The sequence below is a fragment of the Salinicola sp. DM10 genome (assembly GCF_017306975.2).
Taxonomy (GTDB): domain Bacteria; phylum Pseudomonadota; class Gammaproteobacteria; order Pseudomonadales; family Halomonadaceae; genus Salinicola.
Genome location: NZ_JAFLEN020000001.1, coordinates 1,131,568 through 1,147,222 on the forward strand (window position 1 = coordinate 1,131,568; position 15,655 = coordinate 1,147,222).

19 protein-coding genes and 1 tRNA gene are annotated in these 15,655 nt (G+C 61.5%); 10 read left to right on the forward strand and 10 right to left on the reverse strand.

Annotation, left to right across the window (positions count from 1 at the left end; all coding sequences use genetic code 11):
- Window positions 1–99 precede the first annotated feature (99 nt).
- Complete coding sequence (locus tag J0A90_RS04955) at window positions 100–993, reverse strand: hypothetical protein (RefSeq protein ID WP_207031848.1); 894 nt, start codon at window positions 991–993, stop codon at window positions 100–102.
- A gap of 902 nt (window positions 994–1,895) precedes the next feature.
- Window positions 1,896–2,438, reverse strand: a complete 543-nt coding sequence (locus tag J0A90_RS04960; protein ID WP_207031850.1) for a TetR/AcrR family transcriptional regulator — start codon at window positions 2,436–2,438, stop codon at window positions 1,896–1,898.
- A gap of 140 nt (window positions 2,439–2,578) precedes the next feature.
- Between J0A90_RS04960 and J0A90_RS04965 the strand changes: the two genes are divergently transcribed.
- Window positions 2,579–3,172 (forward strand): LysE family translocator, encoded by a 594-nt coding sequence (locus J0A90_RS04965; RefSeq protein ID WP_207031859.1) that lies wholly within the window; start codon window positions 2,579–2,581, stop codon window positions 3,170–3,172.
- 191 nt (window positions 3,173–3,363) lie between these two features.
- On the opposite strand, the gene J0A90_RS04970 is transcribed toward J0A90_RS04965, so the two are convergent.
- The 4 genes from J0A90_RS04970 to J0A90_RS04985 all read right to left on the reverse strand — a co-directional run bounded on the left by J0A90_RS04970 (window position 3,364) and on the right by J0A90_RS04985 (window position 5,562).
- Window positions 3,364–3,440: transfer RNA gene (locus J0A90_RS04970), tRNA-Arg, on the reverse strand.
- A 128-nt stretch (window positions 3,441–3,568) separates the two neighbouring features.
- Window positions 3,569–4,390, reverse strand: coding sequence for an AraC family transcriptional regulator (locus J0A90_RS04975; protein WP_207031861.1), 822 nt, complete (start codon window positions 4,388–4,390; stop codon window positions 3,569–3,571).
- Between the two features lie 9 nt (window positions 4,391–4,399).
- Window positions 4,400–5,014 carry a LysE family translocator gene (locus J0A90_RS04980; RefSeq protein ID WP_233076509.1) on the reverse strand — a complete coding sequence of 205 codons (615 nt, stop codon included), beginning with the start codon at window positions 5,012–5,014 and terminating at the stop codon, window positions 4,400–4,402.
- A 110-nt stretch (window positions 5,015–5,124) separates the two neighbouring features.
- Window positions 5,125–5,562, reverse strand: coding sequence for an Rrf2 family transcriptional regulator (locus J0A90_RS04985; RefSeq protein WP_035475983.1), 438 nt, complete (start codon window positions 5,560–5,562; stop codon window positions 5,125–5,127).
- A 116-nt stretch (window positions 5,563–5,678) separates the two neighbouring features.
- On the opposite strand from J0A90_RS04985, the gene hmpA reads away from it, so the two are divergent.
- The gene (gene hmpA, locus J0A90_RS04990; RefSeq protein WP_207031863.1) at window positions 5,679–6,902 is read left to right on the forward strand and encodes an NO-inducible flavohemoprotein; all 1,224 of its coding nucleotides are present in this window, start codon (window positions 5,679–5,681) and stop codon (window positions 6,900–6,902) included.
- A gap of 96 nt (window positions 6,903–6,998) precedes the next feature.
- Window positions 6,999–8,072 (forward strand): nitronate monooxygenase, encoded by a 1,074-nt coding sequence (locus J0A90_RS04995; RefSeq protein WP_233076511.1) that lies wholly within the window; start codon window positions 6,999–7,001, stop codon window positions 8,070–8,072.
- On the opposite strand, the gene J0A90_RS05000 is transcribed toward J0A90_RS04995, so the two are convergent.
- Window positions 8,069–8,290 (reverse strand): DUF2945 domain-containing protein, encoded by a 222-nt coding sequence (locus J0A90_RS05000; protein WP_035475979.1) that lies wholly within the window; start codon window positions 8,288–8,290, stop codon window positions 8,069–8,071. The genes J0A90_RS04995 and J0A90_RS05000 overlap by 4 nt on opposite strands.
- 207 nt (window positions 8,291–8,497) lie before the next feature.
- On the opposite strand from J0A90_RS05000, the gene J0A90_RS05005 reads away from it, so the two are divergent.
- The 3 genes from J0A90_RS05005 (at window position 8,498) to J0A90_RS05015 (ending at window position 9,454) form a co-directional block, all read left to right on the forward strand.
- Window positions 8,498–8,749 carry a hypothetical protein gene (locus tag J0A90_RS05005; RefSeq protein WP_207031866.1) on the forward strand — a complete coding sequence of 84 codons (252 nt, stop codon included), beginning with the start codon at window positions 8,498–8,500 and terminating at the stop codon, window positions 8,747–8,749.
- Window positions 8,746–8,961: a hypothetical protein gene (locus J0A90_RS05010; protein ID WP_207031868.1), complete on the forward strand. Its 216-nt coding sequence runs from the start codon at window positions 8,746–8,748 to the stop codon at window positions 8,959–8,961. Before J0A90_RS05005 ends, J0A90_RS05010 begins: the two co-directional genes overlap by 4 nt.
- Window positions 8,962–9,250: 289 nt before the next feature.
- On the forward strand, window positions 9,251–9,454 hold the full coding sequence (locus tag J0A90_RS05015; protein ID WP_035475974.1) for a cold-shock protein: 204 nt from the start codon (window positions 9,251–9,253) through the stop codon (window positions 9,452–9,454).
- Window positions 9,455–9,536: 82 nt separating this feature from the next.
- On the opposite strand, the gene J0A90_RS05020 is transcribed toward J0A90_RS05015, so the two are convergent.
- Window positions 9,537–10,172 carry a hypothetical protein gene (locus J0A90_RS05020; RefSeq protein WP_207031877.1) on the reverse strand — a complete coding sequence of 212 codons (636 nt, stop codon included), beginning with the start codon at window positions 10,170–10,172 and terminating at the stop codon, window positions 9,537–9,539.
- Between the two features lie 319 nt (window positions 10,173–10,491).
- Here J0A90_RS05020 and J0A90_RS05025 point away from each other — a divergent pair, with 319 nt between their 5' ends.
- The 4 genes from J0A90_RS05025 (at window position 10,492) to J0A90_RS05040 (ending at window position 12,925) form a co-directional block, all read left to right on the forward strand.
- Window positions 10,492–11,010: a hypothetical protein gene (locus J0A90_RS05025; RefSeq protein ID WP_207031879.1), complete on the forward strand. Its 519-nt coding sequence runs from the start codon at window positions 10,492–10,494 to the stop codon at window positions 11,008–11,010.
- A gap of 114 nt (window positions 11,011–11,124) precedes the next feature.
- Window positions 11,125–12,051: a LysR family transcriptional regulator gene (locus J0A90_RS05030; protein WP_207031881.1), complete on the forward strand. Its 927-nt coding sequence runs from the start codon at window positions 11,125–11,127 to the stop codon at window positions 12,049–12,051.
- 428 nt (window positions 12,052–12,479) lie between these two features.
- Entirely contained in the window at window positions 12,480–12,725 is a 246-nt protein-coding gene (locus J0A90_RS05035; RefSeq protein ID WP_207031883.1) for a hypothetical protein, read from the forward strand.
- A complete protein-coding gene (locus J0A90_RS05040; RefSeq protein ID WP_207031884.1) occupies window positions 12,722–12,925 on the forward strand; it encodes a hypothetical protein in 204 nt (67 codons plus the stop codon). Before J0A90_RS05035 ends, J0A90_RS05040 begins: the two co-directional genes overlap by 4 nt.
- Before the next feature lie 266 nt (window positions 12,926–13,191).
- Here the strand turns inward: J0A90_RS05040 and nspC are convergent, their stop codons facing one another.
- Together nspC and J0A90_RS05050 are read right to left on the reverse strand one after the other, a co-directional pair.
- On the reverse strand, window positions 13,192–14,370 hold the full coding sequence (nspC, locus tag J0A90_RS05045) for a carboxynorspermidine decarboxylase (RefSeq protein WP_207031887.1): 1,179 nt from the start codon (window positions 14,368–14,370) through the stop codon (window positions 13,192–13,194).
- A gap of 23 nt (window positions 14,371–14,393) precedes the next feature.
- Complete coding sequence (locus tag J0A90_RS05050) at window positions 14,394–15,593, reverse strand: saccharopine dehydrogenase family protein (RefSeq protein ID WP_207031889.1); 1,200 nt, start codon at window positions 15,591–15,593, stop codon at window positions 14,394–14,396.
- Window positions 15,594–15,655: the final 62 nt, after the last annotated feature.

Here is a 15,655-nt window from a genome sequence, read left to right on the forward strand (position 1 = left end):
CATTGAGTACCGTACCGATTTCAAGGCATATAACGCCCGCATTTGCGGCTGGTTTGGAGCGCAGCGGAAAACCAGTTCGACAACATCCGCTTGTCAAATTCATCTTCGCTTGTGCTCTGTTCTAGATGCAATGTCCGGGATCGAGTCGGCAGGACTGACAACGATTTGTACGTTTGCGCGCTCTTTCAACCGCTTCTGCGCTACAAAAGCGAATGATTTACCTGTTCGCTCAGCTTCTTGCTGTATTTCGTATATTTCTTCACCAGAAATTGGATTGTCCCTTGCGTCAATCATCGTCGAAAAATGATAAGTAGCCTCATCATCACTATCAGAACGACTGGTATGCTCAAGTATATCGTCTAGCTGGATACTTACAGCTTCCTGCATACCTGAGCCAATTGCCCCAAAATTATGCTTGAACCAGCCACCTTGTTCCATACTGTTTTTCAATATGAAAAGATCGTGATCAGTGAATGGGACATGAAAATCATTGAAGTTGATAAACTGCCTACCATCAATTCTCATTTGAAAGTGGTAATGGGGGTAGTCAATTGACGTCCCTTGATGCCCTTGAAAATCATTCTTGGAGCAATCAAACGTCCATTCAATATTTTTCCACTTGACGGTATATGACAAAACTTTTCCATCTAATCTCTCGTCTTCAAGGTCATTTATATTCGAAAGCAAACGCTCTTGGTTCGCGCACCATCGGATAAACGCAGCTATATTCCCATAACCGTATTTTTCGTAAATCTTGGGAAAATCCTTTTTCTTAAACTTACACTGTCGCAATGGCCAGTGTAAACATGGACCGTCTTTGCTAATGGTCTTAAAAGGTTTATTACAGAGGTAGCAAACCTCCTTCTCATAGCCGCTCTTGAACGCATCGGCTTGTTTTTGATGTTCCTCATCATTCAGCCGATTCATCTCCTCAATTTCTTCGGGGGACATCCCTTCAAAAACCCTTTTATACTTCTCAGTATCGTGCTGCACCTGACTTCCTTTTCAAATTTTACAGCGTGTTGCTCAGCACGCTCTATGACTGAATGAACCTGCTGGCATTTTTTCGGCAAATGCAGCCAGCTAGACCCTATCAAGCCTATGACTCTTTTAGGTATTAATTTCCGTTAGGCTATATATCCAAAACTCGCGCTCCTGCTGCATTTCCCGGCATGGCCGCTTTGGGTCGGTACCTGTCAGCCGTTTCAAGCCCTGTTAGGAACACTTATGGTATCAATCCGCCATACTTCGTTGCTCTTCTCCATGCAGCACCACCACTTCTCATCAGTTAATCTGCAAAACGCATCATTTCGCGCTATTTCTCGGGCCCATAGTCGGGCCGCTGATACAGCGCTGGTCCAACTTGGCACCCTCGCAAAGCTGCATCAAAACCGGCCTAATCGTCGCGTTGGCGGGGCGGGGAGTAGACAGTACGCCAGCGTCACAGGCAGAAATCCCGCGACTCAGCCCCCAATTAGCGATCATCGCTGATCTCTTTGTTGCCATACGTAACACTTAGCACATTTCTGTCTTTATTAGGAATACCCCCACACCCTGTCATTTGGTCGCATGTCGCAATCAGGAATGTTTCCCGAAATTGGCTTAGGGAAAAATGTTGCAGATATTTAGATAAATCCTCGGCGCTACCCGAGGCTTATAGCAGTACCAGTGGGAGTGCGACGTATGATTTGTCGGAGCCTGCGCAATTGCTGCCTCCTTTAGCTCACGGGCCGGGCGGGGTTCTGATCGTGCGAGAGGGAGACTGGCTCGGGAAGCAGTAGATGATCGAGATTGGCCACCAGTGCAACTCAGGGGGCACTGAGGCTATCGCACCCCGCTCCTATCGCGGGCTGAGCATGCTCCTCGGGGAACCATCACTACGGATAAGGTGATGCTTACAGACTCAGCAGTCTGGCCGCTATCTGCTTGGCTCTCTCGACCGGTTCAAGATTGCCTTCGCGTAGTACGCCCATGACGGCACCGTCGATCAGTAGTTGAAAATCGCGGGCGAGTTCCTCGCTCGATGAGTGGCCGGCTTGCCGGAGCTGGCGAGCGATGATCTCTATCTGAGCCAGTTTGTGCGCTCTGGCAATGCGGTGGGTCTCGCTGCTCCGGTCGGCGGCTTCGACCATGGCGTTGATAAAGGCACAGCCGCGAAAGTCGGCTTGCCCGTAGCGCTCGGCGACCACATCGAACACATCCAGGGGCGAGCCATCGCTGCCGGCAAGAGCTGCCTCGAAGGCGGCCAGCGCCCTCTCATTGCGGTGGCGTAGCACGGCATGCACCAGGGCGTCCTTGCTATCGAAGTGACGGTAGAAGGAGGCACGCCCCACGCCAGAGGCATCGATCAATTCGCTGATGCCGACCGCCTGGATGCCGCGTTGATAGAAGAGCGCTTCCGCCGTCGCTATCAGTCGTTCACGCGCCTGTGTCGCCATGGCTTATCCCTTCTGTGAGATTGACATGGGATGGTAATGATCAGTACCGTTCTACGCAAACGGTACTGATCGGTTCCGAACAGCAATGGCATGTCATGGCCTGTTTCGCTGCGAGAGACCGCACTCGGAGATGAAGGCTCATGTCGCCACTCACCACGCTCGCCATGACGGCAATGCTGTTGTTCGGCTCTCCGGGGCCGGGCCCCATGACCATCGTGGCGACATCCGCCACTTTTGGGGTACGCAAGACGCTCTCGCTCTATGTGGGCATTCTGACCGGGCTGGCGATATCCATGGTGGCCGCTGCCCTGGGCCTAGCGGCGCTACTGGCAGCCTGGCCAAGCGCGAAGCTGACACTACAGATCGTGGGCGGGCTCTACGTGCTCTACCTCGCCTACCGCATCGCGACCACGCCACTCGACACCCACACAGCCGAAGGTGCCCGCCTGACGATGCGCGATGGTGTCCTGCTCAACGTGCTCAACCCGAAGTCCTACGCGGTACTACTGGTGATCTACTCGCAGTTTCTGCTGCCGATCTCGCCAGCGGCCATCGCTTATGTGGCCACCATGGGGGTTTGCCTGGCGGTTGCCGTGTTCACCAATATCTTCTGGATGTGCGTCGGCGGCGCCATTCGGCCCCTTGTGCAGCGCCCTCTCTTCTCCCGGTTGCTACGTCTCACCTTCGCTATGCTGATGATCGGCGCTGTCTCCTGGGCCTTCATACAGAGTTGAGCCCTCTTGATGTGCCAAGAGAACCATGGCCGAGACGGCTTGGTCGATTCGATCTTTCTAATGCGTAGCGGCACGTGGGTAGACGGCTGCGCACCGAACGGAGAGCCATACCTCACTGCATAACCCTGCGTATGCAGAGGCTGGTGGCGCCTAGCGGATAGCAAAAAAGTGGGGCAACGAGGAAGGTCACTTGGTGCCCCCGATAGGATTCGAACCTATGACCTGCCCCTTAGGAGGGGGCCGCTCTATCCAGCTGAGCTACGGGGGCGTGGTGGCGAGACGGCATGGCGCCGCTGTTTCCAAGCGGAGCACAGTATAAGCGCCGGATTCTCCGAGATAAACCCGTTGTGGCCCCGAGTGCTGCCGGCCCGGGCCGTGCGGCAGATGGGTCGGCACTCAGCGGGTGCCGAGCAGGCCGCGCCAGCGCGCCGGAGAGAGGCCATAGGTCCGCCCGAAGGCGCGGGTCATGTGGCTCTGGTCAGCGAAGCCGGCGGCATGCGCCGCCTCGACCAGGCCAGTGCCTGCGGCGATCTGCTGGCGGGCTAGCGCTAGCCGGCGCTGGGTCAGATAGCGGTAGGGGCTGGTGCCGAAGAGCGCGCGAAAATCCCGCGACAGCGTCCAGCGCGGCTGGCCGGCGATGGCTTCCAGCTCATCCAGCGAGACGCCGTTCAGCAGCGCCGCGTCGAGCCGTTCCCGCACCCGCTGCGCGGCACCATAGTCGGGCAAGCGCTTGGGCGGGCCGCGGCGGGCATCTCCGTTGGCGGCCAGGGCATCGGCCAGCTCGGCGATGCCGTCGCTCTCCTCAAGCGGGTCTAGCGCGCCGTCGAGACTGGCCAATAGCGTCTGCACTGCCGTGGCAAGTCGCGGCTCGCGGCAGAGCCCGCCAGCCACGAACGGCAGCGGCTGCCCGCCCAGGGCACTCTGGATCAGCGCCGGCTCAATATAGAGCATGCGGTAGTGAAACCCACGGGCGTCGCCGGCATGGCCGTCGTGGGGTTCGTCCGGATGCAGCACCAGCACCGTGCCGGGCAGGCTGTGGCGATAGCCACGGCGGTAGTGGAAGCTCTGCACGCCGTTCAGGGTCAGGCCGATGGCGAAACTGTCGTGCCGATGCATGTCGTAGGCATGCCCCTGGAAGCGCGCTTCGATTCGCTCCACCCGGGATGTCGGCGATGCGATCAGCCAATCACTAGTCCGTCTTCCTTCCGCCTCTGCCATGTCATCTCCTCAGCGCAGTGCTGCCCAGACATCGCTATACCAGACATAGTCACGCAACATCAGGATCGCCACGACCACCAGCAGCAGCGCCATCAGCCGATGGCACAGGCGGAATACCTCGACCCGGGCGATACGCCGGCCAATCAGATGGCCGGCCAGCGCGTAGAGCGCGGGTGCCCCGCCGCCGCCCAGGGCGATCGCCGCCGAACATGCCAGCAGCTCGCCACCGGCGATGCCGCGCCCCGGGAACATCACCGTGGCGATGGGGATCACCACCAGCGAGTTCTTGGGGTTGAGCAGTTGCATCAGAAAGCCATCGCGAAACATCAGCCTGGCAGCGGGCGCTGTCTGCGCATCGAGCGACACCGGCGCGCGGTACACCTTGAACGCCAGGTAGAGAATGTAGGCGCTACCGGCGAAAGCGATATAGGGCAGCACACGCTGGACCACTAATAGCTGCCCGGCAAAGCCAATCACCACGAACCAGACGAACATCGCCAGGGCCACTCCCAGGAAAAACCCCAGGCTCTCCCGCGGCGAGCGCGTGAGCCCGGCGTTGAGCCCCAGCAGGTTGACCGGCCCCGGGGTGTACATGACGGTAAAGGCGTACAGCACGATCTCCATGATTGACTCGCTACCTCTCGGTGCCATTCACATGAATGCGTCGCCAGTGTGAAGGCGCCCGAGGGAGCGGTATTGAACGATCGTGCAGTCGTGTACTTGCCGCGCCGCTCTCAGCTAGCGTCGCTCGAGATCAGCAGGCGCAGCGCCTCGCGGTTCTCGATCATATCCGCCAGCACGTAGCCATCCAGCACCTGCATGAACGCCTGCTGGGCGGACCACAGCACGTGCTTGAGCCGGCAGGCGGGGTCGATCGGGCAGGTCGAGTTGGGCCCGAAGCACTCCAGCAGTTCGAGGTTCTCGGTCTGCCGAATCAGCGCGCCGATATTGATCTCTTCAGGCGGGCGATTCAGGCGCAGGCCGCCGCCCCGCCCACGCAGGCTGGAGACATAGCCCAACTGCACCAGCGTCTGCGAGACCTTGGCCAGGTGGTGCCCGGAGATACCGTAGTGGCCCGCCGCCGATTGCACGGTCGCGGGCATGTCATCGCCCCGGATCGCCAGATAGATCAGCAGCCGCAGCGCGTAGTCGGTGTGCGTGGTGAGTTTCATGATCGCTTGACAGTCATAAAGTGGTAAATGATACTCCAATTTAAATTGGTAGATGACATACCAATTAAGGAACGCTGGTGCCAGCCGCCAGCCCTACCCGCCATCGGGGAGTCACCATGCTCAGTCCAGACCAGATCGCCACCGTCAAGCAGACCATTCCCGTGCTCGAGGCTCATGGGGAGACATTGACCCGCCATTTTTACACTCGCATGTTCGCGCACAATCCCGAAGTGAAGCCTTACTTCAATCCCGCGCATCAGCGCGAGGGCGCGCAGCAACGGGCCCTGGCGGGGGCGATCCTGGCCTACGCTCGCCATATCGATGATACGGCCGCGCTGGCGCCGGCGGTGGAGGTGATCGCGCACAAGCACGCCTCGCTGACCATTCGCCCGGAGCACTATCCCATCGTGGGTGAGAACCTGATCGCCTCGATCCAGGAGGTTCTGGGCGATGCCGCCACACCGGAGATCATTGACGCCTGGAAGGCAGCTTACGCCCAGCTGGCTGCGGTGTTCATCGGCCGCGAGCATGAACTCTACACTCAGCAGCGCGAGACCCAAGGCTGGTCCGGCTTTTTGGCGTTCACCATCGTACGCCGCCAGGCGGAGAGCGAGAACATCGTCTCCCTCTATCTGGCGCCGAGCGACGGCCGCAAGCTGCCGACCCACGTAGCCGGTCAATACGTGACCCTGCGGCTGACGGATGCGGCAGGCAACTGGCTCATGCGCCAGTACAGCCTCTCCAATGCCCCCGGCAGCGAAACCTATCGCCTCAGCATCAAGCACGAGACGGGTAACGCCGAGCAGCCGGCAGGCCAGGTATCACCACAGATTCATGCCACGCTCGCCGAGGGGGATCAGGTCGAGCTCACACCGCCCTATGGCACCTTCGAACTCACGCTGCCGGAAGACCCGGCCCGCCCGGTGGTGCTGATCGGCGGTGGCGTGGGGATTACCCCGCTGATCTCGATGGCGCATGCTGCCCTGGCCGCGTCACCGAAGCGGCAGGTGGTGATGATCCAGCTTGCCCGGCACGCCGGTGTGCGTGCTTTCGGCGAAGAGCTGGCGGAACTGGCCCGGGCCCACGCCAACTTTTCGCTGCATCTGTGTTACGACGAACCGCGCGCCGATGAGCCCGCCGACTCGGTGGCCGGAATCAAGCATGGCCTGCTGGAAGCGGCAGATCTCGCTGCCTGGGTGGGTGACTCGGCGGCCAGCTACCATGTGTGCGGGCCGCTGCCGATGATGCGCGCGCTGGACCGGCTATTGGCCGAACAGGGGGTGAGCGCGGAGAACCGCCACTACGAGTGCTTCGGCCCAGGGCAGATGCTGGCAAGCTGATCCCGCCGTGTCGGGTGAAAGACCGGATAAAAGAGAAAGGCCGGGTAATACAGAAGGACTCAGTGAAGGTAAACGATTCAGCTAAATAGGTGACCCGTGAACCCACGATACGCTTCGACACAGGCGCTGTTTCAGGCGCTGACGCTGCCGCTGCTGCAGGCGCCCATGGCCGGCACGGCCACCCCCGAGTTGGCAGCGGCAGTCTCCAATGCCGGCGCGCTGGGCGGGCTGGGCCTGGGGGCCGCGGCCCCGGCGGCGGCACATGCGGCGATCCTCCGCACACAGGCGCTGACCGCACGCCCCTTTCAGGTCAACCTGTTCTGCCATGCAGCACCGGCACGCGACAGCGAGGTCGAGTCGCGCTGGATCGAACGCGCCCGGCCGCTGTTCGAGACCTTCGCCAGTACACCGCCGCCAGCGCTGGAGGAGATCTATCGCCCTTTTCAGCTGGACCCGGCGATGCTGGAGGTGCTGCAGGAGACCCGCCCGGCCGTGGTCAGTTTTCACTTCGGTCTACCCACGGCGGCGCAGATCGAGGCACTACGTGGCGCAGGCTGCCTGCTGCTGGCCACCGCAACATCTATGGAGGAAGGGCGCCGGATCGCCGCCAGTGGCCTGGATGCGATCATCACGCAAGGGTGGTCGGCGGGTGGGCACCGCGGCATCTTCGACCCCGAAGGTGATGATGAACGTCTCTCCACCGAGGCGCTGACGCGCCGACTGGTGGCGGAATTCGAACTGCCGATCATTGCCGCCGGCGGGCTGATGGATGGCGTGGATATCGCTCGGGCGCTATCCTGGGGCGCCAGCGCGGCGCAGCTGGGTACGGCCTTTGTCGGCTGCCCGGAGAGCGCCGCAGACCCGGCCTACCGAGAGCGCCTGGCAGCCGGGGGCAAGACCGTCATGACCCGGGCGATTTCCGGGCGTCCGGCGCGCTGCCTGGAGAACGGTTTCACGGCCTGGGCGCGTGACGCACAGGCGGATGAGATACCCGCCTATCCCTGTGCCTATGACCTGGGCAAGGCGCTGAACGCCGCCGCCAAGGCCAGCGGCAATGGCACCTACGGCGCCCAGTGGGCCGGCGCCGAGGCTGACCGGGCGCGAGCGCTACCCGCGGCGGCTCTGGTCGAGACGCTCGCCGCAGAGTGGCGCCGGGCCAGCCGAGGCTAGGCTTTTTGCAGCTCGCTATGCAGCTTCAGCACACGCGAGCCATCCTCCTGCTTGATCAGATACGCCGGGTTGGCCTTGGAGCCCTTACGGGTGACTTCGCTGCCCTGCAGCTTGCGTGTCACCGGCTCGTGAAAACGCTTGGTCACCTGCCCTTCGGCCCAGTTCGGCCCCCACTTCCACTTGACCCACTCACGCTGCTTGAAGGTCGACGTCGACATCGCCAGTTCTCCGTTTCCAACTCTGCACGAATTGTACTCCTAATTATACTTGTACAAGTTTTGTGAGTGTGCCACTCTGCCATCACGCCGCAGGGATTGTGGCTTCTGGAATCAGCATCGGATGCTGGAACCACCTGGCAAGGATTGCCACCTTTGAGTACCGCCGGTCAGGAAGATCGGCGGCTGGATGCCGAGGAAGGCCCCAAAATGAAACACGATATTGCCTGCCACCGCTGTGGCCATGACCAGGGTCACTCCACCGACACCGCCCAGGATTGGGACGAGATCAGCTGCGTCGGTTGCGGCGAGTTCATCGCCACACGCGACCACAACGCCACCTTCGGTTCGCATAACCATCGCCTGCACACGTTGAGCCTCTCCGTTGAGACGCTGGTGCGTATGGCGCGCGAAGAGCCGGGCGATGCCAGTCTCATCGGCATCACCGGGGAGGCGGCATGAGCGCGGTGCGTCTCGATGTCAGGTGCTGGGTCTGCGGCCACGACAGATTCGATGTGTCGCTCACGCCGGAGCGAGCCATCTGCGAGCGCTGCAACGCCCACCGCCAGTTGGGGCGTTCACGGCCCGCTGCCGCCTTCGGCGCGCATCGCGCTACTGACGCCGCGGTCATCGATGGGCAGCACAGCTCACAGCGCGCGAGCGCCGGGCGCTGAGCCCCTACGTGGCCCCGACTTCCCTGTTCGGGATGATGCTTTTGGCAGCAGCTTGCCTAGGCGTCTCGTCCCGCACGGGCCTCGGGCGATATTTTCTCGCCTCAGCGAAAATATCGTTTGACACTTCAGGCCCAAAGCTGCACCCTGAGGCAGGTAGGTAGCAAGTCGCATATTGTCAGTCGCAGTCGAGTCAATCGGTAGCCTGGTTATATCCCCTTGTTTTGCCCACTAATTCGGGTATTACCCGGCAACTTTTGAGCGCAAGCTCACGTATTGAGGAATTCGACACATGGCAACTGGCACCGTTAAGTGGTTCAACGACTCCAAGGGCTTTGGCTTCATCACTCCGTCCGAAGGCGGCGACGACCTGTTCGCGCACTTCTCTGAAATCCAAGCGAGCGGCTTCAAGTCGCTGCAGGAAGGCCAGGAAGTCTCCTTCGACGTGACTCAAGGCAAAAAAGGTCTGCAGGCTTCCAACATCAAGCCGCTCTGATCTCGCTAGCCCTGCGCCACGGCGCAAGATAGCATCGACGAAGCCCGCATCTGCGGGCTTCGTTGCGTTTGGGCCTCGACTCTCAATCGAGGCGACGAATCCACTGGCGCACCCGCCAGCGCTGCAGCCGGCTGGCATAGCGCCTGGTATCGATGGAGACCGGTACCAGCACGCAGGTATCCCCGTCTTCCTCATGCTCCATGCGAAAGCGGCGAGCGGCACCAATGGGATGGTCCTCGCTGCCGTAGATCGCCACTACCCGCACATCGAGATGGTGCAGCTTGGCCCCGTTACTGGTATGCCCCTGAGCGAAGTCGATATCGTGGCCGCGGCAGATCTGCTGGATGATCGCGCGGAAGGTACCGATATGGCTGAAGCTGCCGGAGAGCATAGGCCCCTGGCTGGAAACGTGCTGACTATCGGACTCCGCCTCTCGCAGATAGTTGACCTCTTCGTCGATCAGATCCTTGGTCAACCAGCCTTCACTGGTATGCAGTGAGACGATCACGTGCTCGAGAAAGATCGGCTCGGAACTCATGTTGCTGATCAGGCAGCGCGCCCCGAGGCCGTTGCCATGACCCCGATTGATGATGATCCTGGGCCGCCGAGTGCGCGCAAAATTACGGTAGAGAATCTGGGCGTAAAAGATCCAGACAAACAGCGTGAACAAGCTGCTCACGGCGGTGATTGCCCGGCTGTTCTGTGCGAACCACTCCATGGATCGGCACCTCCTTATGAAAGTGCCGCCACTCTAGAGCCTCTCCACCGGGCGCTACGATAACCTATGTGGTCCTTTGCCACGTGCTTGCGCAATACCAGCACCCGGCCCAGTCATACCGGGCTTTCTGGGCTGTCAATAGCCAATATCTTACAACAATACACGCTATTTACCTACATTGACTTATATTTACAATGCAGCGCCATTTCATTAAGGTGACCACCGATCTTCAGAAGTTGCTTTCATTCAGCGTCTGACTAATCAAAGAAACGGCCAATGCCAATACGCCGTCAAAAAAAGCAAAAAGGGAACCTTCTACGTGACGTTCAAAGCCACGCTCTCCGCCCTACTCGCACTGGGTACTCTCGCCCTGACCGGCTGCGCCTCCATCGTCGGCGACAGCAATCAAACGATCGCCATTTCCAGCACCCCGTCACAGGCGCATATCGCCATCGTCGACGAGACCGGCAAGCAGGTCTTCGAGGGCCAGACCCCGACCACCGTGACCCTGGCCAAGAGCGATGGCTCCTACTGGGGCGGCAAGGACTACCGGCTCTCCCTCGACAAGCCCGGCTATGCGCCGCTGACGCTCAACATCAGCAGTTCGCCCAACGGCTGGTATCTGGCCGGCAACCTGGTCTTCGGCGGTCTGATCGGCTGGTTCGTGGTCGACCCCTTCTCGGGCAAGATGTATTCGCTCAGCCCGGATGCGGTGGACGCCACCCTGGGAACCGCGGTCTCTTCCACCAGCGACGATGGGCACAAGCTCAACGTAGTGCTGCTCGAAGACGTACCGCCGGCGCAGCGCGGCAACCTGCGCTACCTGGGCCAGATCTGACAGGCCCAAGCCGGGGGCAGAGAACCGCCCCCGGCATTGCCCGCGACATTTCGTGCCCACCCGCCACGGCGCTATACTCGTCTGCCCTGTCACTCCCCAGCGACGCCGAGCGCCATGCATTTCGATCTCGCCGATCTTCGTATCTTCGTTCACGTCGCCGAGGCACGCAGCCTTACCGCCGGCGCCAGCCGCGCGCATCTCTCCACCGCCGCGGTCAGCGGGCGGATCAAGACTCTCGAACAGCAGCTCGATAGCCGCCTGTTCTATCGCAGCGCCCAGGGTGTGGAGCTGACGCCCGCCGGAGAGCGCCTGCTGAATCATGCACGCCTGATCCTGCGCCAGGTGGAGCGGGTCAAGAGTGACTTCTCCGCCTACGCCGATGGCGCCAGCGGGCATCTGCGCATCTTCGCCAACACCACTGCGGTGATCGAGTTCATGCCCGAGGTGCTGGCCGAATTTTTGGCCACCCGGCCTGGTGTGACCGTCGATCTGCAGGAGCGCATGACCAGCGATATCATTCGCGGCGTGCTCGATGGCACCGCCGACATGGGGGTTCTCGGCATCATGGTGGGGATGGAGGTGCCGCCGCGGCTACGCTCGCTGCCCTTCAGCCGCGACCGGCTGGTTCTGGCCACTCCGTGGGAACACCCGCTGGCGACCCGCGACGCGGTGACCTTCGAGGATGCGCTCGACTTCCCGCATGTCGGGCTCCACGAGGGCAGCACGCTGTTTCATTTCCTGCAGGTGAAAGCGCTCGAACTCGGCCTGCCGTTGCCGGTGCGTATTCAGGTGTTCGGCTTCGAATCGGCCTGCCGCATGATCGAGGCCGGGGTCGGCGTGGGAATCATTCCCGAGTCATGCGCGCGGCGCTATCAGGCCAGCATGAAGCTGCAGGTACGCCATCTCGGCGATGCCTGGGCCTACCGCGAGCGCACGCTGCTGATTCGTGACGAGGGCGTGCTGCCCGGCTGTGCTCAGGAGCTACTGGATACCATTCTGAATGGTGAGATGGGCCCACTCGGCGCACCGCCGGCCTCCTGAGGCAGTTTCTAGAGGCCGTCACCCAAGACCGCCGACCTTCCTCTCAGGGCTTTCTCAAAGACCTTTCTCAAAGACCTTTCCCTAAAACCTGCTCCAGAGCCACCCTCTCTTGAACGCATTCGGTTGAGAGCGTCCGGCGGGCTGACACCGGCATGTCATCGACGTGAAAAGATCGAGCGCTAGCGTGAATGGCATGGCGCACGGCCAAGCCGCAAAGACGTCGTACGCGCCAGAACGCAGGCCACATAAGCTGACCCAGAGTTGTACTTTAAAAAATCCTTGTACAGTTTTGCGGGTTATGCCAAGTTTAGGGTGTCACACACGGACAGGATGTCCCGAAGGCCAGCCTCCCCCGCACTGGCCGGACCGGCAAGGAAGCCGACCCCCTGGACACCGGAAGTCCACTCTCAGCGCCAAGGAGGGAAGTCATGAACTACCAGATCTCATGCACCCGCTGTGGAAGTCAGCACGCCATCGCCCCGGATACCGCCCACGACTGGGACGAAATCACCTGCACCGACTGCGGTGAATTCATCGACACCTGCGGCCACTACGCCGATACCCACGGTGTCTCCTACCCCATGCATGCGCTCAATCTGTCACGCGGGTTGATCCTGCAGATGGCACGCTCAAGCCGGGCGCTCAACGATTCCACCGCGCGGCGTTCGGCGTGAGCCGAGTGCAACTCGAGCAGCCGTGTCTGATCTGCGGCTTCCGCGAGTTCTACGTCGCCTCGGGGCCGGGTGAAACGCGCAAGTTGCGCTGCGCTCAGTGTACGGCGCACCACTTCGAGTCACCCCGCTACGAACCGCGTCGTGCCGATACGGCGGTGGCCGCGATGAGCGAGAGTCGCTCATCCATGGCCGCCGTGTAAGCCTCTGGTTCAGTCGCACCGCCAGCTTCTACTGGCTTGCTATGTTCGAATGTTTTGTCCAAGCCCTTTGGCCGCCTCCCCCCGTCTCGGCGGCCTTTTTTATGCTCGCTCGCGACTCTTTCGCTACCCCCTCTCTACTCTCTCGCTATCGCCTTTCCACTTTCTCGCTACCCTCTCGCGATCCTTTTGGTCGGGATGCCTGCTCCAGACATTAAAAAACCCCGCCGAAGCGGGGTTTATCGGGTACCACCTGGTAACGCCGGCCTTCAACCCAGGCGCTGGCGATAGTCCTCGTAACCAAAGGTCCTGACAGTGCGCACCTCGCGGCTCTCGGCGTCGACCCGGCAGATCGACGGCAGACGAATGCCGTTGAAGGTGGTGGTCTTGACCATGGTGTAGTGGGCCATGTCGGTGAACACCAGCCGATCGCCGATGGCGAGCGGGGCGTCGAACGCGTAGTCGCCGATCACATCCCCGGCCAGGCAGGTCGTGCCGCCCAGGCGGTAGGTGTAGGCCTTCGCACCCGGCTCGGCCGCACCGAGAATCTCTGGGCGATACGGCATCTCCAGCACGTCGGGCATATGCGCGGTGGCGGAAGTGTCCAGAATCGCAATGGGGCCGCCATTGTCGACGATATCCAGCACCGTGGCCACCAGGAAGCCGGTATTCAGCGCGATCGCCTCGCCCGGCTCCAGATAGACCTCGAGATGCGGATGGCGGGCACGAAACTCGCGAATCACCCGCACCAGCCGCGCGACATCGTAGTCGGCCCGGGTGATGTGGTGCCCGCCGCCGAAGTTGACCCAGCGCAGCCCACCCAGATACTCGCCGAACCGAGCCTCGAACGCCGCCAGGGTCGCCTCCAGCGCATCGCTGTTCTGCTGGCACAGGGTGTGGAAGTGGAGCCCTTCCAGCCCTTCGAGATCCCCCGGGCGCAGCTCGGATGCCCGCGTGCCGAGGCGCGAGCCCGGCGCGCAGGGGTCATAGAGCGCGACCTCGCCGGTGGAGTGCTCCGGATTGACCCGCAGCCCGCAGGAGACCGGCCGCGCCGCCGCCGCGACGGTGTCGCGGAAGTGGCGCCACTGGCCGGGCGAGTTGAAGCTGAGATGGTCGGCATAGCGCAGCACCACCTCCATCTCCGGCGCGGTGAAAGCGGGCGAGTAGACATGCACCTCGCCGCCGAAGGTCTCCGCGCCGAGACGCGCCTCGTCCTGCCCGCTGGCGGTGGTTCCCACCAGATAGCGGCTCACCAGCGGGAAGGTATCCCACATGGCGAACCCCTTGAGCGCCAGCAGTATCTTGGCACCGCTCTCGGCCTGGACCCGCGCCAGCAGTTCCAGATTGCGCGTGAGGCGCGCGTCGTCGACCACGTAGGCCGGCGACGGGCAGGCGTGGATATCGAAGCCGCAGATCTCCGCCGGCGTCGCGTGCGTGGAATCGCTCATCGCATCAGCCATTACGCCGGCCCTCAGGCCAGCGGGTCGACGTCGGGATCGAGCTCGACCATCTGCCACGGCAGGCCCATCTCACCGATGCGCTCCATGAACGGGTTGGGGTCGAGCTGTTCGACGTTGAACACCCCTTCGCCCTTCCAGATGCCCTCGAGCATCAGCATGGCGCCGGTCACCGCAGGCACGCCGGTGGTGTAGGAGATCGCCTGGGACTGCACTTCGGCGTAGCACTTCTCGTGGTCGCAGATGTTGTAGATGTACACCTTGCGCCGCTTGCCATCCTTGATGCCGTCGAGGATGACGCCGATGTTGGTCTTGCCCTTGGTGCGCGGGCCGAGCGATGCGGGGTCCGGCAGCACGCGCTTCAAAAACTGCAGCGGCGAGATCTGGGCACCGTCGACCTCGATCGGCTCGATGCTGGTCATGCCGACGTTCTCGAGCACCTTGAGATGGGTGATGTACTTCTCGGAGAAGGTCATCCAGAAGCGGATGCGCTCGAGCCCCTTGATGTTCTGGGAGAGCGATTCCAGCTCCTCGTGATAGAGCAGGTAGAGATCCTTCTCGCCGATGCCGTCGAAGTCGAAGGTGCGCTTCTCGGCCAGCGGCGCGGTCTCGACCCACTCGCCCTTCTCCCAGTAGCGGCCATTCGCGGTGATCTCGCGAATGTTGATCTCCGGGTTGAAGTTGGTGGCGAACGGATAGCCGTGGTCGCCGCCGTTGGCATCCAGGATATCGATGCGATGAATCTCGTCGAACAGGTTCTTCTGGCCGTAGGCGCAGTAGATGTTGGTCATGCCGGGGTCGAAGCCGCAGCCCAGCGTGGCCATGTTGCCGGCCTTCTGGTAGCGCTCCTGAAATGCCCACTGCTCCTTGTACTCGAACTTGGCTTCGTCCGGATGTTCGTAGTTGGCGGTATCCAGATAAGGCACGCCGGTGCGCAGGCACGCCTCCATGATGGTCAGATCCTGATACGGCAGCGCCACGTGAATCAGGACGTCCGGCTTGAACGATTCGATCAGCGCCACGATCGCGTCCACGTCGTCGGCGTCGACCTGGGCGGTCTGGATGGGGCGCGGCAACTGCTCGGCGATCGCCTTGCACTTGGCTTCGTTGCGGCTGGCGAGGCAGATTTCCGTGAACACCTCGGGATGCTGCGCGCACTTGTGCGTGACGACACCGCCGACGCCACCGGCGCCAATAATCAGGACTTTGCTCATGAGTTCGATTCCAGATCGGGAAAAGTCAACAGTGGAAGGTCTTATCGGTAGTGGGCAACTCA